General features: G+C 72.9%; 11 protein-coding genes. 4 read left to right on the forward strand and 7 right to left on the reverse strand.

Annotation, left to right across the window (positions count from 1 at the left end; translation table 11 throughout):
* Window positions 1-81 precede the first annotated feature (81 nt).
* The gene (locus tag ABZ404_RS30915) at window positions 82-1,116 is read left to right on the forward strand and encodes a LysR substrate-binding domain-containing protein (protein ID WP_358833090.1); all 1,035 of its coding nucleotides are present in this window, start codon (window positions 82-84) and stop codon (window positions 1,114-1,116) included.
* Between the two features lie 556 nt (window positions 1,117-1,672).
* Here ABZ404_RS30915 and ABZ404_RS30920 read toward each other — a convergent pair.
* From ABZ404_RS30920 to ABZ404_RS30935, 4 genes are read right to left on the reverse strand one after another with little or no spacing between them, the layout of a single operon-like run.
* Window positions 1,673-4,042: an FtsX-like permease family protein gene (locus tag ABZ404_RS30920; RefSeq protein WP_358833089.1), complete on the reverse strand. Its 2,370-nt coding sequence runs from the start codon at window positions 4,040-4,042 to the stop codon at window positions 1,673-1,675.
* A complete protein-coding gene (locus ABZ404_RS30925) occupies window positions 4,039-4,731 on the reverse strand; it encodes an ABC transporter ATP-binding protein (protein WP_358833088.1) in 693 nt (230 codons plus the stop codon). Before ABZ404_RS30925 ends, ABZ404_RS30920 begins: the two co-directional genes overlap by 4 nt.
* Window positions 4,728-5,252, reverse strand: coding sequence for a PadR family transcriptional regulator (locus ABZ404_RS30930; protein ID WP_358833087.1), 525 nt, complete (start codon window positions 5,250-5,252; stop codon window positions 4,728-4,730). The genes ABZ404_RS30925 and ABZ404_RS30930 overlap by 4 nt, the downstream gene beginning before the upstream one ends.
* Window positions 5,253-5,254: 2 nt before the next feature.
* Window positions 5,255-5,398 (reverse strand): hypothetical protein, encoded by a 144-nt coding sequence (locus ABZ404_RS30935; protein WP_358833086.1) that lies wholly within the window; start codon window positions 5,396-5,398, stop codon window positions 5,255-5,257.
* Between the two features lie 258 nt (window positions 5,399-5,656).
* On the opposite strand from ABZ404_RS30935, the gene ABZ404_RS30940 reads away from it, so the two are divergent.
* A complete protein-coding gene (locus tag ABZ404_RS30940) occupies window positions 5,657-8,062 on the forward strand; it encodes a transglycosylase domain-containing protein (RefSeq protein ID WP_358833085.1) in 2,406 nt (801 codons plus the stop codon).
* 88 nt (window positions 8,063-8,150) lie between these two features.
* On the opposite strand, the gene ABZ404_RS30945 is transcribed toward ABZ404_RS30940, so the two are convergent.
* The 3 genes from ABZ404_RS30945 to ABZ404_RS30955 form a co-directional block, all read right to left on the reverse strand.
* Entirely contained in the window at window positions 8,151-10,244 is a 2,094-nt protein-coding gene (locus ABZ404_RS30945; protein WP_358833084.1) for a SpoIIE family protein phosphatase, read from the reverse strand.
* A gap of 237 nt (window positions 10,245-10,481) precedes the next feature.
* Complete coding sequence (locus tag ABZ404_RS30950; RefSeq protein WP_358833083.1) at window positions 10,482-11,156, reverse strand: DUF402 domain-containing protein; 675 nt, start codon at window positions 11,154-11,156, stop codon at window positions 10,482-10,484.
* Between the two features lie 93 nt (window positions 11,157-11,249).
* Window positions 11,250-12,641, reverse strand: a complete 1,392-nt coding sequence (locus ABZ404_RS30955; protein ID WP_358833082.1) for a class II fumarate hydratase — start codon at window positions 12,639-12,641, stop codon at window positions 11,250-11,252.
* A gap of 107 nt (window positions 12,642-12,748) precedes the next feature.
* Here ABZ404_RS30955 and ABZ404_RS30960 point away from each other — a divergent pair, with 107 nt between their 5' ends.
* Together ABZ404_RS30960 and ABZ404_RS30965 are read left to right on the forward strand one after the other, a co-directional pair.
* Window positions 12,749-14,263, forward strand: a complete 1,515-nt coding sequence (locus ABZ404_RS30960; protein ID WP_358833081.1) for a ricin-type beta-trefoil lectin domain protein — start codon at window positions 12,749-12,751, stop codon at window positions 14,261-14,263.
* 85 nt (window positions 14,264-14,348) lie between these two features.
* Window positions 14,349-16,988 carry a GNAT family N-acetyltransferase gene (locus ABZ404_RS30965; RefSeq protein ID WP_358833080.1) on the forward strand — a complete coding sequence of 880 codons (2,640 nt, stop codon included), beginning with the start codon at window positions 14,349-14,351 and terminating at the stop codon, window positions 16,986-16,988.
* Window positions 16,989-17,184: the final 196 nt, after the last annotated feature.

A 17,184-nucleotide genomic window follows, 5' to 3' on the forward strand; every position in this document is an offset into this window, starting at 1 on the left:
AGGGAAATAGCTAGACTCGGTCATCGTGATCGGAGGTGCTTATCAGTGACAGGAGATAGAGGAGTGCCGGGGAGGCCGGGGATGCCGGGGACGGCGCCCGGGACGCCGGGCGGCCGGGGGAAGCGGGCGCAGCCGCCGGTGAAGCCGGTAAAGCTGGTGAAACCCGCCAAACCGCTCAAGCAGCCGAGCCTGGCGCAGCTGCGGGCGTTCGCGGCGGTGGCCGAGCACCTGCACTTCCGGGACGCGGCGGCGGCGATCGGGATGAGCCAGCCCGCGCTGTCCGGGGCGGTCTCGGCGCTGGAGGAGGCGCTGGGGGTGCAGCTCCTGGAGCGCACCACGCGCCGGGTGCTCCTGTCGCCCGCCGGCGAGCGGCTCGCGGTGCGGGCGAAGGCGGTGCTGGACGCGGTGGGGGTGCTCCTGGAGGAGGCCGAGGCGGTACGGGCGCCGTTCACCGGGGTGCTGCGGCTCGGGGTGATCCCGACGGTGGCGCCGTATCTGCTGCCGACGGTGCTGCGGCTGGTCCACGAGCGGTATCCGGAGCTGGACCTCCAGGTCCACGAGGAGCAGACGTCCTCGCTGCTGGACGGGCTGGCGGCGGGGCGGCTCGACGTGCTGCTCCTCGCCGTTCCGCTGGGCGTTCCCGGGGTGACCGAACTCCCGCTCTTCGACGAGGACTTCGTCCTGGTGATGCCGAGCGAGCATTGGCTGGGCGGGCGGGAGGACGTGCCGCGCGAGGCCCTGCGGGAGCTGGACCTCCTGCTCCTCGACGAGGGCCACTGCCTGCGCGACCAGGCGCTGGACATCTGCCGGGAGGCGGGCCGGGACGAGGGGGCCGCGGTGACGACGACGGCGGCGGGGCTGTCCACGCTGGTGCAGTTGGTGGCGGGCGGGCTGGGGGTGACGTTGCTGCCGCGAACGGCTGTACGGGTGGAGACGGACCGGAACGAGCGGTTGGTGACGGGGTACTTCGCGGAGCCCGCGCCCTCGCGGAGGGTGGCGCTGGCGATCCGGTCCGGCGCGGCGCGCCAGGCGGAGTTCGAGGAGTTCGCGGGGGCGTTGCGGGGGGCGATGGGGGGTTTGCCCGTACGCCTGTGCCCCGCCCCACCGGCTCCGTGACGCCCGGGGGCGGGGGCTCCGCCGGATCGGGGAGCGCCTACCCCGGGGCTGCACCCCAACCCCCCTTCCACCCGCGGACCGTACGGGGTCGCCCGCGCAGTTCCCCGCGCCCCTGAAGGGGGGGGCTGCGCCCCCAGGGCTGGTTTCGTCTGCGGGCCGGTGGGGGGCTGGTCGCGCAGTTCCCCGCGCCCCTCAAAGGGGCTGCGCCCCCGAGGGCTCATGTCGTCTGCGGGCCGGTGGGGGCCGGTCGCGCAGTTCCCCGCGCCCCTGGGCGGCCCGGCCCCTGGTACGCCGGAGGAGCCGAACCCGCTAGGGGCGCGGGGAACTGCGCGCTCGGCCCTCCACCGGCGGATGGATGACGGGCTGCCTCTCAGGGGCGCGGGGAACTGCGCGCTCGGCCCTCCACCGGCCGGTGGTTGACCGACCGCCTCTCAGGGGCGCGGGGAACTGCGCAACCAGCCACCCACCCACCCCCCGGCGCAGCCGTAACCCGCCGCCCGGCAGAGGGCTTACGGGGAGGGGCGGGGTGGGGGAAACACCCCGCCCCCCACCACCCCTACTCCGTACGCAACCCATCCGCCCGCATCAACCTCCACAGCGGCGGCAGCGACAACACCGTCACCAGCACCACCACACCACCCCCGATCCCCACCATCCCCAGCACCGACGTCCAGTCGACGAGGATCGGGTGGCCCACCATGCGGAGCAGGACCGCCCCCAGGCCCAGGCCCACCCCCGTCGCCAGGGTGAGCCCCAGCGCCACCGGGACCGCCGTCTGCCACAGGACCGACCAGCTCAGGGTCGTGCGGCGGGTGCCGAAGGCGACCAGGGACGACAGCAGGCGCTTGCGTTCGCGCAGTTGCTCCAGCATCGACACCAGCAGGCTCGTGCCGATCAGCAGCAGGACCGCCGCCGCCCCGATGTACAGCCCCCGCCGCACCCCGGCGAACTTCGCCGCCGTCTTGACGTCGTCGAGCGCCCGCGCCTGCGTGAACGGGTCCGCCGCCCAGGCCGCGTTCAGGACCCGGTCGGCCACCAGCGGGTCGCCGGGGCGCGTGGTCACGTACGTCGTGGAGAAGACGCGCACCTTCGTGAGGCCGCGCAGCGCCCCCGGCGTCGCCAGCAGGCCGCCCCGCCTGGTGCCCATGGGGTCCACCCGCGCCGGGACGACCCGGGCGTCACGCGGCACCGTGTACGGGATCCGCGTGCCCGGGCGGCCGCCCTGCGACGGGGTCTCGAAGAACAGCTTCGCTCCCGGCGCCGCGCCGTCCCCGCCGAAGTCGCCCCCGGACGTGACGAACACGTCCCCGTCCCGGCACGAGGGCAGCTCGCCCACCTCGCGCAGCGCGCGGCAGTCCCCGACCGCCATCTCGACGTACTTCTGCGACTCCGGGTCCTTGGACTCGGTGTGCAGGCCCACGTTGCCCAGCGTCGTCGTGCCGGTCACCCCGGGCACCGCCTTCAGGTTCGCCTCGCGGCGCTCCTGCTCGGCCTTGGACAGGTTCGCCGACATCGGTACGACCAGCTGCGCCCGCGCCGTGTCCTCGCCGCTGGAGGTCACGTAGTCGCCCTCGATGCCGCTGAAGAGCATCTGGAGCGCGATCGCCCCGGCCACCGCCACGGCGATGCCGTTGACCAGGCGGGCCGCGGCGCCCGAGTTCATCTGGAGGCGGCGGACCGCCAGTTGCCAGCCGACCCCGCCGCCGCCGAGCCGCCGCACCACCGTCTCGATCACCCACGGCAGCAGCGCCGTGACCCCGATGAGGAGCAGGACCGTACCGCCGATCACCTGGCCCTGGTTGTAGAAGCCGGTGTCACGGCCCTTGTCGAACATCGGGACGAGCAGGCCGAGTCCGACCACCGGCAGCAGCAGCCGCCACCACAGGCGCCGCGGGCGCGGCACCGACGTCCGTACGACGCCCAGCGGCTCGATCACCACCCCGCGCAGCGCGAACAGCGTCACCGCGACGGCCGCAGCCGGCACCGCCGCGCCCACCAGGAGCGCCAGGCCCAGGCTGGGGTCGAGGTCGGAGGGGAAGATGTTGAGCCGGGCGACGGTGACCTCACCCACGTACTGGCGGGCGATGAGGAAGAACACCGTGCCGAGGGCGAGTCCGAGGACCGAGCCCGCCAGCGCCTCGCCCGCCGCGATCCAGCGGGTCATCCGGCTGTCCGCGCCCACCAGGCGCAGCGCCGCGAGCCGCTTGTCGCGCCGGTCGCCGCCGAACCGTACGGCCGCCGCGATGAACACCGCGACCGGCAGCAGCAGCACCACGAAGATGATCACGATGAGCAGGGCCAGGATCGGGTCGATCGGCTCGGACAGCGGCTTGTCGGGGAAGGACTTGATCCGCTCGACGTCGATCCGGTCCGCGTCGAGCGCCTCGTGGCCCTTGAGCGTGTCGCTGCCCGCGTAGTAGGCCAGTTCGTGCGGGCCGAGGAGACCGGCGTCCTTGATGGTGCCGGTGATCCTGTACGGGACGCGCTCGCGCAGCAGCTTCCCGCCGGGCGATTCCAGCAGCGCGCGCAGGTCGGGCGAGACCACCATGGTGCCGGGCGCGGGATGCGCGGAGAGCCCCGGCGGCACGGGCGCGCGGTCGCCCTCGGGCTGGAGCAGCCGGCCGCGGATGTCCTTGCCGCCGAAGACCGTGTCGGTACGGGCGAGCAGCATGGTGTCGGCGCCCGCGGACACCTGCTGGGCGCCGTAGTCGTTGCGGGCGTTGTCGCGCGCGTCCCGGGCCGCGAGCGCGCCCGGCAGGGCGGTGGTGGCGAGCAGCAGCGCCACGCCGAGGCCGACACCGACCGCCGTCATCAGGGTGCGCGTCCACCCCTCGCGGCCGCCCGTGAGCGCGAACCTGGCGCCCAGCGCGAGTTCGCGGGCCCGGTTCGCCGCGTGTGCGGCCCTTCCCGCGCGTGCCTGGGTCATACGGAGTGCTCCAGCATCATGTCGCGGGACCGGCCGTCGCGTACGACGATCTCGCGGTCGGAGTAGGCGGCGACCCGGGCCTCGTGGGTGACCAGGACGACCGCCGCGTTGGTGGACCGGGCGGCCTCGGTGAGCAGGTGCATCACGCGTTCGCCGTTGAGCGAGTCGAGGGCGCCGGTGGGCTCGTCGGCGAAGACCACCCGCGGCGAGGTGACCAGCGAGCGGGCCACCGCGACGCGCTGGCCCTGGCCGCCGGAGACCTCGCCGGGCCGCTTGCGGGCCAGGTCGTCGACCTCCAGGCGCTCCATCCAGGCGAGCGCCGTGCGCTCGGCCTCCTTGCGCCGCGTCCCGGTCAGCCGCAGCGGCAGGGCCACGTTCTCCACGCAGGTCAGCTCGGGGACGAGCTGGCCGAACTGGAAGACGAAGCCGAACTCGCCGCGGCGCAGGGCGCTGCGCTCGGCGTCCTTCATCGACGACAGTTCGCGGCCGTCGTAGAGGATCGACCCCGAGTCGGGCGTGACGATCCCGGCGAGGCAGTGCAGCAGCGTCGACTTGCCCGAGCCGGAGGGGCCCATGACGGCGACGACCTCGCCGGGGTGGATGGAGAACTCGGCGCCGTCGAGCGCGGGCGTGGGCCCGTACGACTTGCGCAGGTCCTTGGCGAGGAGCAGGGAGCCGGCGGGCGTCATGCGCGTACCTCCGTGGCGAGCTGGTCGAGACGGGCCGCGGTGAGTTCGAGCCAGCGCAGGTCCGCCTCCAGGTGGAAGAGCGCGTGGTCGCAGATCAGCTGGTCGGAGAGGTCACCGCGGCGCTTGCGGTCGGTGAGGATGCGCATCAGGCGCAGATGCTCGGCGCGCTGGGTGTCGAGCAGGTCCCCGGCGCTGCGGCCGGTGAGCAGGGCGAGGACGACCTTGGTGTAGAGCGTCGACTGGAGGTACGGCTCGGGCTTCTCCGGCTGCCTGAGCCACGCCTCGACATCGGTGACGCCGGCCTCGGTGATCGCGTACCGCTTGCGCTCGGGGCCGCCGCCGGCCTCCACGCCGTCGACCTCCACGAGACCGTTCTTCAGCAGGCGCGACATGGTCGAGTAGACCTGCCCGTAGTGCAGCGGGCGGTCGTGCCCGAACTTCTCGTCGAAGGCGCGCTTGAGGTCGTACCCATGGCGCGGGCCCGACTCCAGGAGTCCGAGGAGGGTGTGGCCGATGGACATGCTCAGATGCCTTTCTGCTGGTACGGCTGCTGGTACGGCTGCGGACGGGAGGGGCGGGCGGGCGTGGGACCGAACGCCTTGCACAGCCCGCTCGCGCCGAGCAGGGGCGTGTACGCGGCGGGACCGGGGGACGGGCCGAGTGACATGGGGAGGACTATACGCACCAGGTATACGCGGAGTGTATACCCCCGGTGTATAGCCCATGAGGAACATGACATTCCGTGGCAAAAAAGGGCAGGATCCTGGGTTCTGGCAACCCTCGGGGCCGTTTGTCAGTCGGTTCCCATGGGCCGGGTGCTGATTGTCACGTACGGAAAAGACGTGATGGGCTCCTCTTTGTCCACAGGTGCGGTGTTAGTTTTCTGAGCTGATCTGGCGAGTCAAGAAGGCGAGCGACTGAGGTTATGGGCCGAGCGGAAGAGCGGCGGGCCCGGCAGCGCGGGGCGCGCCGGACCCAGCAGACGAAGGGCGGCCGAATACGCAGGCTCTTCACCTGGAAGAAGATGCTCGGCACCTTCTTCGGGCTCGTCCTGCTCGGCATGGGCGGCTTCTACATCATCTACACGATGACGCCGATCCCGGAGCCCAACGACCAGGCCAAGATGGAGAGCAACGTCTACAAGCTCCCCAACGGCAAGATCATCGCCCGGACCGGGCAGCTCAACCGCGAGGTCGTCGGGCTCGACAAGATCCCCGAGAAGGTCCAGCTCGACTTTGTCGCCGCCGAGAACATGTCCTTCTACAAGGACTCCGGCGTCGACCTCAAGGGCACCGCCCGAGGCCTGCTGAACACCGTCTCCGGCAAGGGCAAGCAGGGTGGTTCGACCATCACCCAGCAGTACGTCAAGAACTTCTACCTGAGCCAGGACCAGACGGTCACCCGCAAGCTCAAGGAGCTGGTGATCTCCCTCAAGGTCGACCGGAAGTACTCCAAGAAGGAGATCCTGGCCGGCTACATCAACACCAGCTTCTACGGCCGCAACTCCTACGGCATCCAGGCCGCGGCGCAGGCGTACTACGGCGTGGACTCCTCCAAGCTGACCATCGAGCAGGGCGCCTATCTGGCGGCCCTGCTCCAGGCGCCCAGCCAGTACGACTGGGCGGTGGCCTCGGAGACCGGCAAGAAGCTGGTGACGGCCCGCTGGAACTACGTCCTCGACAACATGGTCAAGATGAAGGAGCTGGACGAGGGCCAGCGGGCCGGGATGAAGTTCCCGGTGCCCGTCGAGCCCAAGCCCGACCCCGGCATGGACGGCCAGACCGGCTACATGGTCAGGGCCGCCAAGGATGAGATGGAACGCAACGGCATCAGCCCCGCGGACCTCGCCAAGGGCGGCTGGACCATCACCCTCAACATCGACCCCAAGAAGCAGAAGCTCCTTGAGGACGCTGTGAAGCAGGAGCTGACCAGCAAGCTGGACAAGAAGAAGAGGAAGGTCGACCAGGACATCCAGGCGGGTGCCGTCTCGGTGGACCCCAAGACCGGTTCGGTGGTCGCGCTGTACGGCGGCCAGGACTACATGAAGCACCAGATCAGCAACGCCACCACGGCCACCTACCAGCCCGCCTCCACCTTCAAGCCGCTGATCCTCGCCACCGCGCTCAACGACAAGGCCGAGACGCAGGACGGCAAGGAGATCCGCGCCAACACCATCTACAACGGCGACAACAAGCGGCCGGTGAAGGGCGAGGGCGGCAAGGGCTACGCGCCGCCCAACGAGGACGGCGACAGCTACGGTCCCATCACCGTCCAGACGGCGATGAACAAGTCCGTCAACAGCGTCTTCGCGCAGATGGGCGTGGACGTGGGGCTTCCCAAGCTGCGGGACACGGCCGTCGCGCTGGGGCTCAACCACATGAAGGGCGTCAGCGCCGAGCCCGCCATGACCCTGGGCTCCTACGGCGCGAGCCCGATGGAGATGGCCGGCGCGTACGCCACGCTGGACAACCACGGCAAGAAGATCACGCCGTCCATCGTCAAGTCGGCCCAGCACAAGGTGGCCAAGTACAACAAGCCGGACCCCGTCGGCGACCAGGTGATCAGCCGGGACGCGGCGGACGCCGTCACCTCGGTGCTCACCGGTGTGGTCGACGACGGTACGGCCAAGAGGTCGGTGCGGGACGCCGAGAACCGCGACGGGCAGCCGGTCGCGGGCAAGACCGGTACCTCCGACGACAACAAGTCGGCCTGGTTCACCGGGTACACGCCCTCGCTGGTGACCTCGGTCGGCCTGTGGGGCGAGGCGGCCGAGGCGCGCCAGGTGGACGGGCACACGGTGCCCAAGGGCGGCCAGGTGAGCATCGCGGGCGCCACCGGAAACGAGGGACCCGCCAACGGCCGTATCAACGGTGGTGCCATCCCGGCGAAGATCTGGGCCGCGTACACCTTCGACGCCGTAGGCAGCGACGACTCCAAGTTCGACCTGGAGACCGACCAGGGCGCGGCCGTGGAGCCCGATGTGACGCCGGTGACGACGCCGTCCGGGACCCCGTCCAACACGCCCTCGCGCACCCCGTCGCACACCCCGTCCAAGACGCCTTCCTCGCACCCGCCGACGCACAAGCCGACGAAGACGCCGACGACGGGCGGTCAGACGACCGGGGGCCAGACCACCGGCGGTCCGACGACGGGCGGTCAGACGACCGGGGGCCAGACCACCGGCGGTCCGACGACGGGCGGTCAGACGACCGGGGGCCAGACCAACGGCGGCCAGACCACCGGAGGCCAGACCACCGGGGGCACCACCACCGGCACGACCGACGGCGGAGCCACCCAGGGCACCATCGAGGGCGCCGGCAGCACGCCGTAGCCCCGGCCCGTGACGTACGGCGGCCCCCCACCCGCACGGGTGGGGGGCCGAACCGTCTGCCGGGGCGGCCTCGCCGCCCGTCCGCCTCTCAGGGGCGGGTCGGCAGCTCGAACCAGACCACCTTGCCGCCGGAGAGCCGGGTCGCGCCCCACCGCCTGGCCAGCCGGTTCACCAGGAACAGCCCGCGCCCGCCCTCGTCGGTGTCGCGCGCCCGCCGCTGGCGGGGCAGCTGCGGGGAGTCGTCGCCGACCTCGCAGCGCAGTACGTCCGTCTTGAGCAGCCGCAGGGTCACCGGGCGCTCCGCGTACCGCACGGCGTTGGTGACCACCTCGCTGACCAGCAGCTCCACCGAGTCCGTCAGCTCCTCAAGGCCCCAGCGGTCCAGGGCGCGCCGGGCCAGGCGCCGGGCCCGGCCGGGGGCGGAGTCCTCCGGGTCCAGGAACCAGTACGCCACGTCGCTCGGCGCGATCCCGTCGAAGCGGGCCGCGAGCAGCGCGATGTCGTCGTCCCGGTCGCCGGGGCCCAGCATGTCCAGGACGTCGTCGCAGAGCGCCTCCAGGGGCGGCGGATGGTCCGGGCCGGTCAGCTGCGCGGTGGCGGCCAGGCGCTCCCGCAGCTGCTCGATGCCGGTCCACACGTCCCGCAGCCGGGACTCGACCAGGCCGTCGGTGTACAGGAGCAGGGTGGCGCCCGCCGGGGCGTCCAGTTCGACCGCCTCGAAGTCGACCCCGCCCACGCCGATCGGGGCGCCCGGCGGCACCCGCAGCACCTCGGCGCGCCCGCCCAGATGCAGCAGCACCGGCGGCGGGTGCCCGGCGTTGGCGATGGTGATGCGGTGGGCGACCGGGTCGTACACCGCGTAGAGGCAGGTCGCCATCCGGTCGGTGCCCAGGCGCTGGGCCTGCTCGTCGAGGTGGTGCAGCACCTCCTGCGGCGGCAGGTCGAGCCCGGCCAGCGTCTGCGCGGTGGTGCGCAGCTGGCCCATGATCGCGGCCGAGGTCATGGAGTGGCCCATCACGTCGCCGACGACCAGCGCCACCCGGCTGCCGGGCAGCGGGATCGCGTCGTACCAGTCGCCGCCGACCCGGGCGGTCTCGGCGGCGGGCAGATAGCGCGAGGCCAGCCGTACCCCGGTGGGCTGGGGCAGCGAGTCCGGCAGCATGGTCCGCTGGAGCTCGTCCGCGATGTACGCCTCGCGCCCGTACAGCACGGCCTTGTCGATGCCGAGCGCGGTGTGGGTGGCGAGCTGGGCCGCCACCAGCAGGTCGTTCGCCTCGAACGCGGGCCGCTCCAGGCCGCGGACGAACACGGCGGCGCCGATCACCCGGCGCCGGCCCCGGAGCGGGGCAAGTATGGTCCGGTGCCCGCCGGGGACCGGGCGGTCGGGGCCGAGCAGCTCGGCCAGGGCGAGACGGGCGGGCACGGAGTCCCCGAAGACCGGCCGCACCCCGCGCAGCACCTCGGCGAGGGCGCCGCCGGTGCGGACCTCGCAGAGCTCGGCGGTCGGGGTCAGATCGGTCTGGGAGTTCAGCGGGGACAGGGCGTCGGCCGCCTCCGGCTCCTGGAGCGACTCGTCGACTAAACGCAGCCGGTCGGTTCGGCGCAGCCGCAGCACGAAGGGGCTGGCGGGCCGCTCGTCCCCGACCGGCAGCGGGTCGCGCAGATGCACGAGGATCGCGTCCGAGAAGGTGGGGACGGTGGCCCGGCACAGCCCCAGCACGATCTCGTCGAGGTCTATGCCGCGCGCGATCCGGCGGGTGGCCGCGCCCACGAACCGCAGCCGGTCGCCCTCGCGCCGGGCCACCGCGGCGCCGTCCCCGCCGGGCACCTCGCCGCCGCTCCCGGCCCCGGTCGCGCCGGAGGCCGGGCCGCCGGGCACACCCCCGCCCGGGGACGGCGAGGGACTCCGTCCGGGCGGCGCCCCCATCGCTCCGGCGGCCGCCGCGGCGCCGAGGTCCCGGGCGAGGTCGCGCGAGCCGGGTTCGGGCTGGCCGGGCACGGACGCGGTGACCGGGCGGGCCTGCCGTCGGGCGGCCGGGGAGGCGACCTGGCCGGCGGGCGCGCCGGAGTGCGCGGCGGAGGCCGCGCCCGGCTCGTCCGGGCGCGGCCGGGCCGCCTCAGGAGGCCGGGCCAACTGCTCCTGGTGCCGGCTCTCGTGCGAAGTGGGCTGATGCTCCGTCACGCGTCGGGTTCCGTCCGTCCGGAGTGAGACATCCACCGTGCTGGGGGCAGGACAGGGATGCGCGAGGCAGTCGCTTCGTGCGGTATACCCGCTCCACGGGCGGCCGCGACACCCCTCACGTCCCGACCCCCCTCGAGGTGACATACGGTCAATGTGCGCCCTGGGTTCCCTCGTTGTCGATGCGCAGCCTTGCGGAGGACGATCCTACGTTTGAACCCCGGGGGCGCATCAAGGGTCTCACGACGGCATATGCGCCGGGGTGCGATCCCAGTCCGCCGGGAGCGCGGGAACCGGCCACCGCGGATCGGGCCGCCACTCCTCCCATCCGTCCGAGAAGGGCCTGCCCCAGGCGCGGATCACCTCCACCGCCGCCGCCCCGGCCGCCCGCACCCGCCGGGCGCGGGCCGCGTCCATCAGCCCCACCCGCTGGGCCTGCGCGAACTCGTCCTCGTCCCGCCACTGCCAGGTGCGGTCCGGGTAGACGGAGATGTCGAGGAAGTGGTCCTCGGAGTCGACCCCGCCCGACCACCGGGCGCGCGGCTCCTCCAGGTTCACGTACCAGCTCCGGAAGCGCCAGCCCCGCTCCCAGAACAGCCAGACCGACCAGGGCTCGCCGGGACGCGCCAGCTTGAGCACCCCCGTGCCGAACCACCGGGCGCGCTCGGTGGTGCGCGGGGCGGTGTAGCGGGTCGCCAGCGGTTCCTCGTGCACGGGGGTGCCGTCCGCGAGCACCGGCTTGACGCACTCGGTGCCGGGCGCCATCCAGACCGCGAGCAGGTCGTCGGTGTCCTGGACGACGGTGACCGGGCGGCAGATGTGGACACGGCTCCTCAGGTCCGGGCCGTTGCCGCGGTAGCGCCAGAGGATCTGGTCCCCCGGCGCCCAGTGGTGCATGCCTGAGGTACCTGTCATGCGCAGATCTTAGGAGCACGGTCAAGTGCGCGCTGCGACCCGCGTCACGGCCGCGGTCACCGCCCGGTCATCGCCCCCGGTGGGGCCCGCCTGTCACGGCCGGGTCATCCGCAGCACGTCCAGCGCCTCGTCCAGCTGCGCCTCGGTGAGGTCGCCGCGCTCCACGTAACCGCCCTCCAGGACCACCTCGCGGATGGTCTTCCGCTCGGCCAGCGACTTCTTGGCGACCTTCGCGGCTTCCTCGTACCCGATGTACTTGTTGAGCGGGGTGACCACCGAGGGCGAGGACTCCGCGTACTCGCGCGCCCGCTCGCGGTGGGCGGTGATCCCGTCGATGGTCCGGTCGGCCAGCAGCCGGGAGACGTTCGCGAGCAGCCGCACCGACTCCAGCAGGTTCTTGGCGATGACCGGGAGCATCACGTTCAGCTCGAAGTTGCCGGCCGCGCCCGCCGCCGCCACCGTGGCGTCGTTGCCGGTCACCTGGGCCGCGACCATGAGCACGGCCTCGGGGATGACCGGGTTGACCTTGCCGGGCATGATCGAGGAGCCCGGCTGGAGGTCGGGCAGGCTGATCTCGGCCAGGCCGGTGCGCGGCCCCGAAGCCATCCAGCGCAGATCGTTGGAGATCTTGGTGAGCGAGACGCCGATGGTGCGGAGCTGGCCGGACGTCTCCACCAGGCCGTCCCGCGCGCCCTGCGCCTCGAAGTGGTCGCGGGCCTCGGTCAGCGGCAGCCCGGTCGTCCGCGCAACCTCCGCGATGACGGCCGCCGAGAATCCGGGCGGGGTGTTGATGCCGGTGCCGACGGCGGTGCCGCCGAGGGGGAGCTCCGCGAGCCGGGGCAGCGAGGCCCGCAGCCGCTCCACGCCGTAGCGCACGGCCGCCGCGTAGCCGCCGAACTCCTGGCCGAGGGTGACGGGAGTGGCGTCCATCAGATGCGTACGCCCGGACTTGACCACGTCCGCGAACTCGGCGGCCTTGCGCTCCAGCGCCTCGGCGAGGTGGTCGAGGGCCGGGATCAGATCGCCGGTGACGGCGGCCGTGGCGGCGATGTGGATGGAGGAGGGGAAGACGTCGTTGGACGACTGCGAGGCGTTGACGTGGTCGTTGGGGTGGACGTCCCGGCCGAGACGCTCGCTCGCCAAGGTGGCGACGACCTCGTTCATGTTCATGTTGGACGAGGTGCCCGAGCCGGTCTGGAAGACGTCGACCGGGAAGTGCTCGTCCCAGCGCCCCTCGGCGACCTCCGAGGCCGCCTGCTGGACCGCCTTCGCGATGTCCCCGTCCAGCACGCCGAGTTCGGCGTTCACCTTGGCCGCGGCCGCCTTGATCCTGGCCAGCGCCTCGATGTGGGCGCGCTCCAGGCGCTGTCCCGAGACGGGGAAGTTCTCCACCGCCCGCTGGGTCTGGGCCCGCCACTTGGCGTGCGCGGGGACCCGCACCTCGCCCATGGAGTCGTGCTCGACGCGGTACTCACTGTCGTTCATGTGCTTGAACCTCCTGGTAAAGATGAGCACTTGTCTTGTTCCAGCTATTCCCCAGCGCCCCTACCGGCCGGTAAATACCGGGGGTAACTCATCACCGGGGAGGCGCAATGACGCGCACCAGGCACAGACTCCGCCGTACGTTCGCCGCCGCCGCGGTCACGGCGGCCGCGTTCGGCGGCATGACGGCGACGGCCGCGGCGGCACCCGCCGCGACGGTACAGTCCACCCCCCTTCCGCCCGAGCTGGAGAAGATCCGCGCCGCCGAGGCGCTGAAGCTGTACGGGGATTCCGCCGAGCGGCCCAGGGAACGGCGCAGAACGGCGCTGATCTCGCTCGGCGACAGCGAGATCTCCGGCGAGGGCGTCGGCACCTACGAGGCCGGCACCAACGGCCCCGACAACTGGTGCCACCGGGCGCCCGACGCCGCGATCCACCGCACGGGGATCCCCGCCGACGAGACGTACAACGTGGCCTGTTCCGGCGCGTACACCGGCAACATCCGGATAGGCGGCTCCAAGCAGTACGCCGACGAGCTGGTCCAGAGCGACAGCCTCGCCATCAAGGCCCGCAACACCCGGATCAAGATGGTGCTGCTGGTCGCCGGGGCCAACGACGACCTCCAGTTCGGCCCGGTGATGACCGACTGCGTGGAGCGGTACCTGCTGCTCCAGGGCCCCTGCGCGGCCAAGTACGCGCCGGGCTGGCAGGCGCGGGTCGACGCGCTCGTGCCCAAGGTCGAGCAGACGGTCACCGACCTGAAGACCGTGATGCGCGACGCCGGGTACGCCGACGGCGACTACAAGCTGGTCGTGATGGGCTACCCGAGCCCCATCGGCCCCGACTTCCACGACAACCCCGGCTTCCCCGGCAAGCTCGTCTGCGGCGGCCTCGGCTACGACTCCGACACCGTCTGGGGCCGCGACACCGCGGTACCCGCCTTCGAACGCGGGATGCGCAGGGCGGCCGCCGACACCGGCGCCGTCTACCTCGACAACTCGCGCCTCTTCCACGGCCACGAGGTGTGCATGGAGGACACCTGGGCGCGCGGCCTCTACATCGACCTCTCCAAGCCCGGCCTGCCGGACTCCAACTCCGTCCGCCAGTCCTTCCACCCCAACTACCGCGGCCACGGCGCCTTCGCCTCCTGCCTCACCCAGCTCTACGACTCGGGCCTGCGCGAGGCCGGCTGCGCCGACCCGGCCTCCACCGGCTCGCCGGTCCTCTCCCCGCTCGCCTGGGACGACGCCTACCGGCCGCTGACGAACGCGGCGACCGGCAGCTGCCTGGACGTGAGCGGCGCGAGCAGCGCCGACAACACGGCCGTGCTCGGCTGGGACTGCCACGGCGGCCGCAACCAGGGCTGGTGGTACGACGGCGCGCGCAGGTCGCTGCACACCCAGCTCACCCAGGACCGCTGCCTGGACGTGCCGGGCGCGGCCTACACGGCCGGGGCCAGGCTGATCATCTGGAACTGCCACGGCGGCGCCAACCAGGAGTTCGTCCGGGACGGCTCCACCCTGCGCCCGGCGGCGGCCACCGGGCTGTGCGCCACGCTGGCGGCGGCCAAGGACCCGCTGACGCTGCGGCCGTGCGACGGCTCCCCGGCGCAGCGCTTCGCGTAACGGCTGCCGGGGCACGACCGCCCTCCACATCGCCGCCCCCTCCCTTTAGGTTAGGCTGTCCTAACTTACAGGGAGGGGATCGGGCGTGAACGCCGAGGTCTATCGCGACAGCTGGGGCGTCCCGCATCTACGGGCGGACGACCCCCGCGCGCTGGCGTACGCCCAGGGCCGGGTCACCGCCGTCGACCGGGCCTGGCAGCTGGAGGTCGAACGGCACCGGGTGCAGGGCACCACGGCCGCCTTCCTCGGCCCCGACGCGGCCGGCTGGGACGTCTTCGCCCGCCGCGCCCGCCTGGCCGACACCGCCCGGCGCTGCTTCGCGGCGCTGGACGCGGAGACGGCCGACTGGGTCACCGCCTACACGGAGGGCGTCAACGACGGACTCGCCGAGGGCGCCGCCGCGCAGCCCGGCTTCGCCACGACGGGCCTGACCCCCGGCCGCTGGGAGCCGTGGACCCCGCTCGGCGTCTGGCTCTCCACCCACATCCTCTTCGCGGGCTTCCCCACCAAGCTCTGGCGCGAGCGGGCCGTCGCCGCGCTCGGCCCCGGCGCGGTGGAGCTGTTCGCCACCGACGGCCCCGGCACCGCCGGCTCCAACGGCTGGCTGATCACCGGCGAGCACACCGCGTCCGGTGCCGCGATCCTCGCCGGCGACCCGCACCGCTTCATCGAGGACCCCGGCGTCTACCAGCAGATCCGCCTCGCCTGCCCCGAGTTCGACGTCGTGGGCCTCGCCGTCCCCGGTGTCCCCGGCATCGCCCACTTCGGCCACACCGGCTCGGTCGCCTGGGCCATCACCAACGCCATGGCCGACTACCAGGACCTCTACCGCGAACGCCTGCGGCGCGACGGTACGGGCGTGGCCGCGTTCGGCCCCGACGGCTGGGCCCCCGCCGCCGTCCACACCGAGACGGTGGAGGTGGCGGGCGCGGCCCCGGTGACGGTCGAGGTCATCGAGACGGACCGGGGGCCGGTGATCATCGGCGGCCCCGACGCGCCCGACGCCATCAGCCTGCGCCACCCGCCCCGCGTCACCGCCGCCCTCGGCTTCGCCGCGCTCCCGGCGCTGCTGCGCGCCCGGACCGCCGACGACGTCGACCGCGCCTTCGACGACTGGGTCGAGCCCGTCAACGTGGTCCAGGCCGCCGACACCGCGGGCGGCCGGCTGCACCGGGTGGCGGGCCGCGTACCGCTGCGGCACGCGACCAACCGCGTACGGGTCGTACCGGCCTGGGAGGCGGACCACGCCTGGACGGGCTGGGCCCCCCTGCCGCGCGCGGAGGTGCGCGGGACGGCGGTGATGGCCAACGAGCGGGGCCTGGCGGCGCCGCTGGGCGTGGAGTTCGCGCCCCCGTACCGCGCGGAGCGCATCGCGGAACTGCTCGCCGGCTCCCGCTCCTGGACGCCCGCGGACATGTCCTCCCTCCACATGGACACCCACCTGGCGTCGACGCGCCCGCTGCTGAAGCTCCTCGCGTCCCTGGAGGACCTCACCCCCGGGGCGGCGGCGCTCCGGGACCGCCTGGGCGCCTGGAACCGCCGGATGGACGCGGACTCGACGGACGCGACGGCGTACGCGGCGGTACGGGACCGGCTGGCACGGGCGCTGGCCGCCCACCCCTGCTTCGCGGACCTCGCCGACCTCCCGCCGCTGCCCGACCTGTTCCTGCCCTGGCTGGCGCTGACGCCGAGGATCGCCTTCGCACTGGAGACGATCCTGACCACACCGATGCTGCCGGAGCTGGACAGGCCGCACCTCGTCAGGGTGGCGCTGGAGGAAGTGGCGGCCGGGGGCGCGGAGTTCGGCCCCTGGGCCGAGGCGCACCGGCTGGCGCCGTGGCAGGCGGTGCCGACTCGCGAGGAGTGGCCGGGTCTGGCGGGCGACCACGACTGCGTCCTGTCGACGAGCAGCGTCCCGGGCGTGACCCACCACAGCGCCCGCGGCCCGGCGGCGCGATACGTCTGGGACCTGGCCGATCGTCAGAACAGCCTGTGGGTCGTCCCGTTCGGCGCCTCGGGCACCCCCGGCAGCCCGCACCACCGCGACCAGACGCGGCTGTGGACGGCGGGAGAGTCGGCGCGGGTGGAGACGCGTTGGAGCGAGCTGAGAAGAGAACGGACGGTGACGGAGCGTATGGACGAGCGGATACCCGGGCGGACGGCGGAGGACGCTGAGGTCTACGAGGAGAAGATCCCGGACTTCGGAACGGTCCGGCTGCGCCGGCTGGACCCCTCCGGCGACGCGGAGTTGATCCACTCCTGGGTCACCGAGGAGCGGGCACGCTTCTGGGGGATGCTGGACGCGGACCGCGCGTACGTGGAGGAGACCTACGCGTACGTGGACTCCCTCCCCACCCACCACGCCTTCCTCCTCCTCCTGGACGACGAGCCGGTGGGGCTGTTCCAGACGTACGAGCCCGGGGCGGACCCACTGGGGGAGTGCTACGAGGTGCGCCCCGGCGACGTGGGCGTCCACATCCTGCTGGCCCCCGCGCCGGGCCCCAAGCGCCCCGGCTTCACGGGCACGCTGATGGGCTCCCTGATCCGCTACGTCCTCTCCGACCCGTCCCACCGGCGGATCGTGGTGGAACCGGACGTCCGGAACGAGAAGTCGATCGCCCGGATGGTGCGGGCGGGGTTCGTGCTGGGGGAGGAAGTGCAAAAACCGGAGAAGAGGGCCCGCCTGGCGTTCTTGGAAAGACCCCCCACCCCGCCCCTCCCCTGAAGCCCTCTGGCGGGCGGCCCTACCGGCCGGGGCGACTGGGGGCCGGGGGTTCGCCTGCGGGCCGGTGATGGCTGGTCGCGCAGTTCCCTGCGCCCCTTTTGGGCCGGTGGTTCGTCTGCGGGTAGACCATGGCTGATCGCGCAGTTCCCCGCGCCCCTATAGGGCGCCCCGAAGGGGCGCTTCAAGGGGCGCGGGG

Source organism: Streptomyces sp. NPDC005878, assembly GCF_040629815.1.
Taxonomy (GTDB): domain Bacteria; phylum Actinomycetota; class Actinomycetes; order Streptomycetales; family Streptomycetaceae; genus Streptomyces.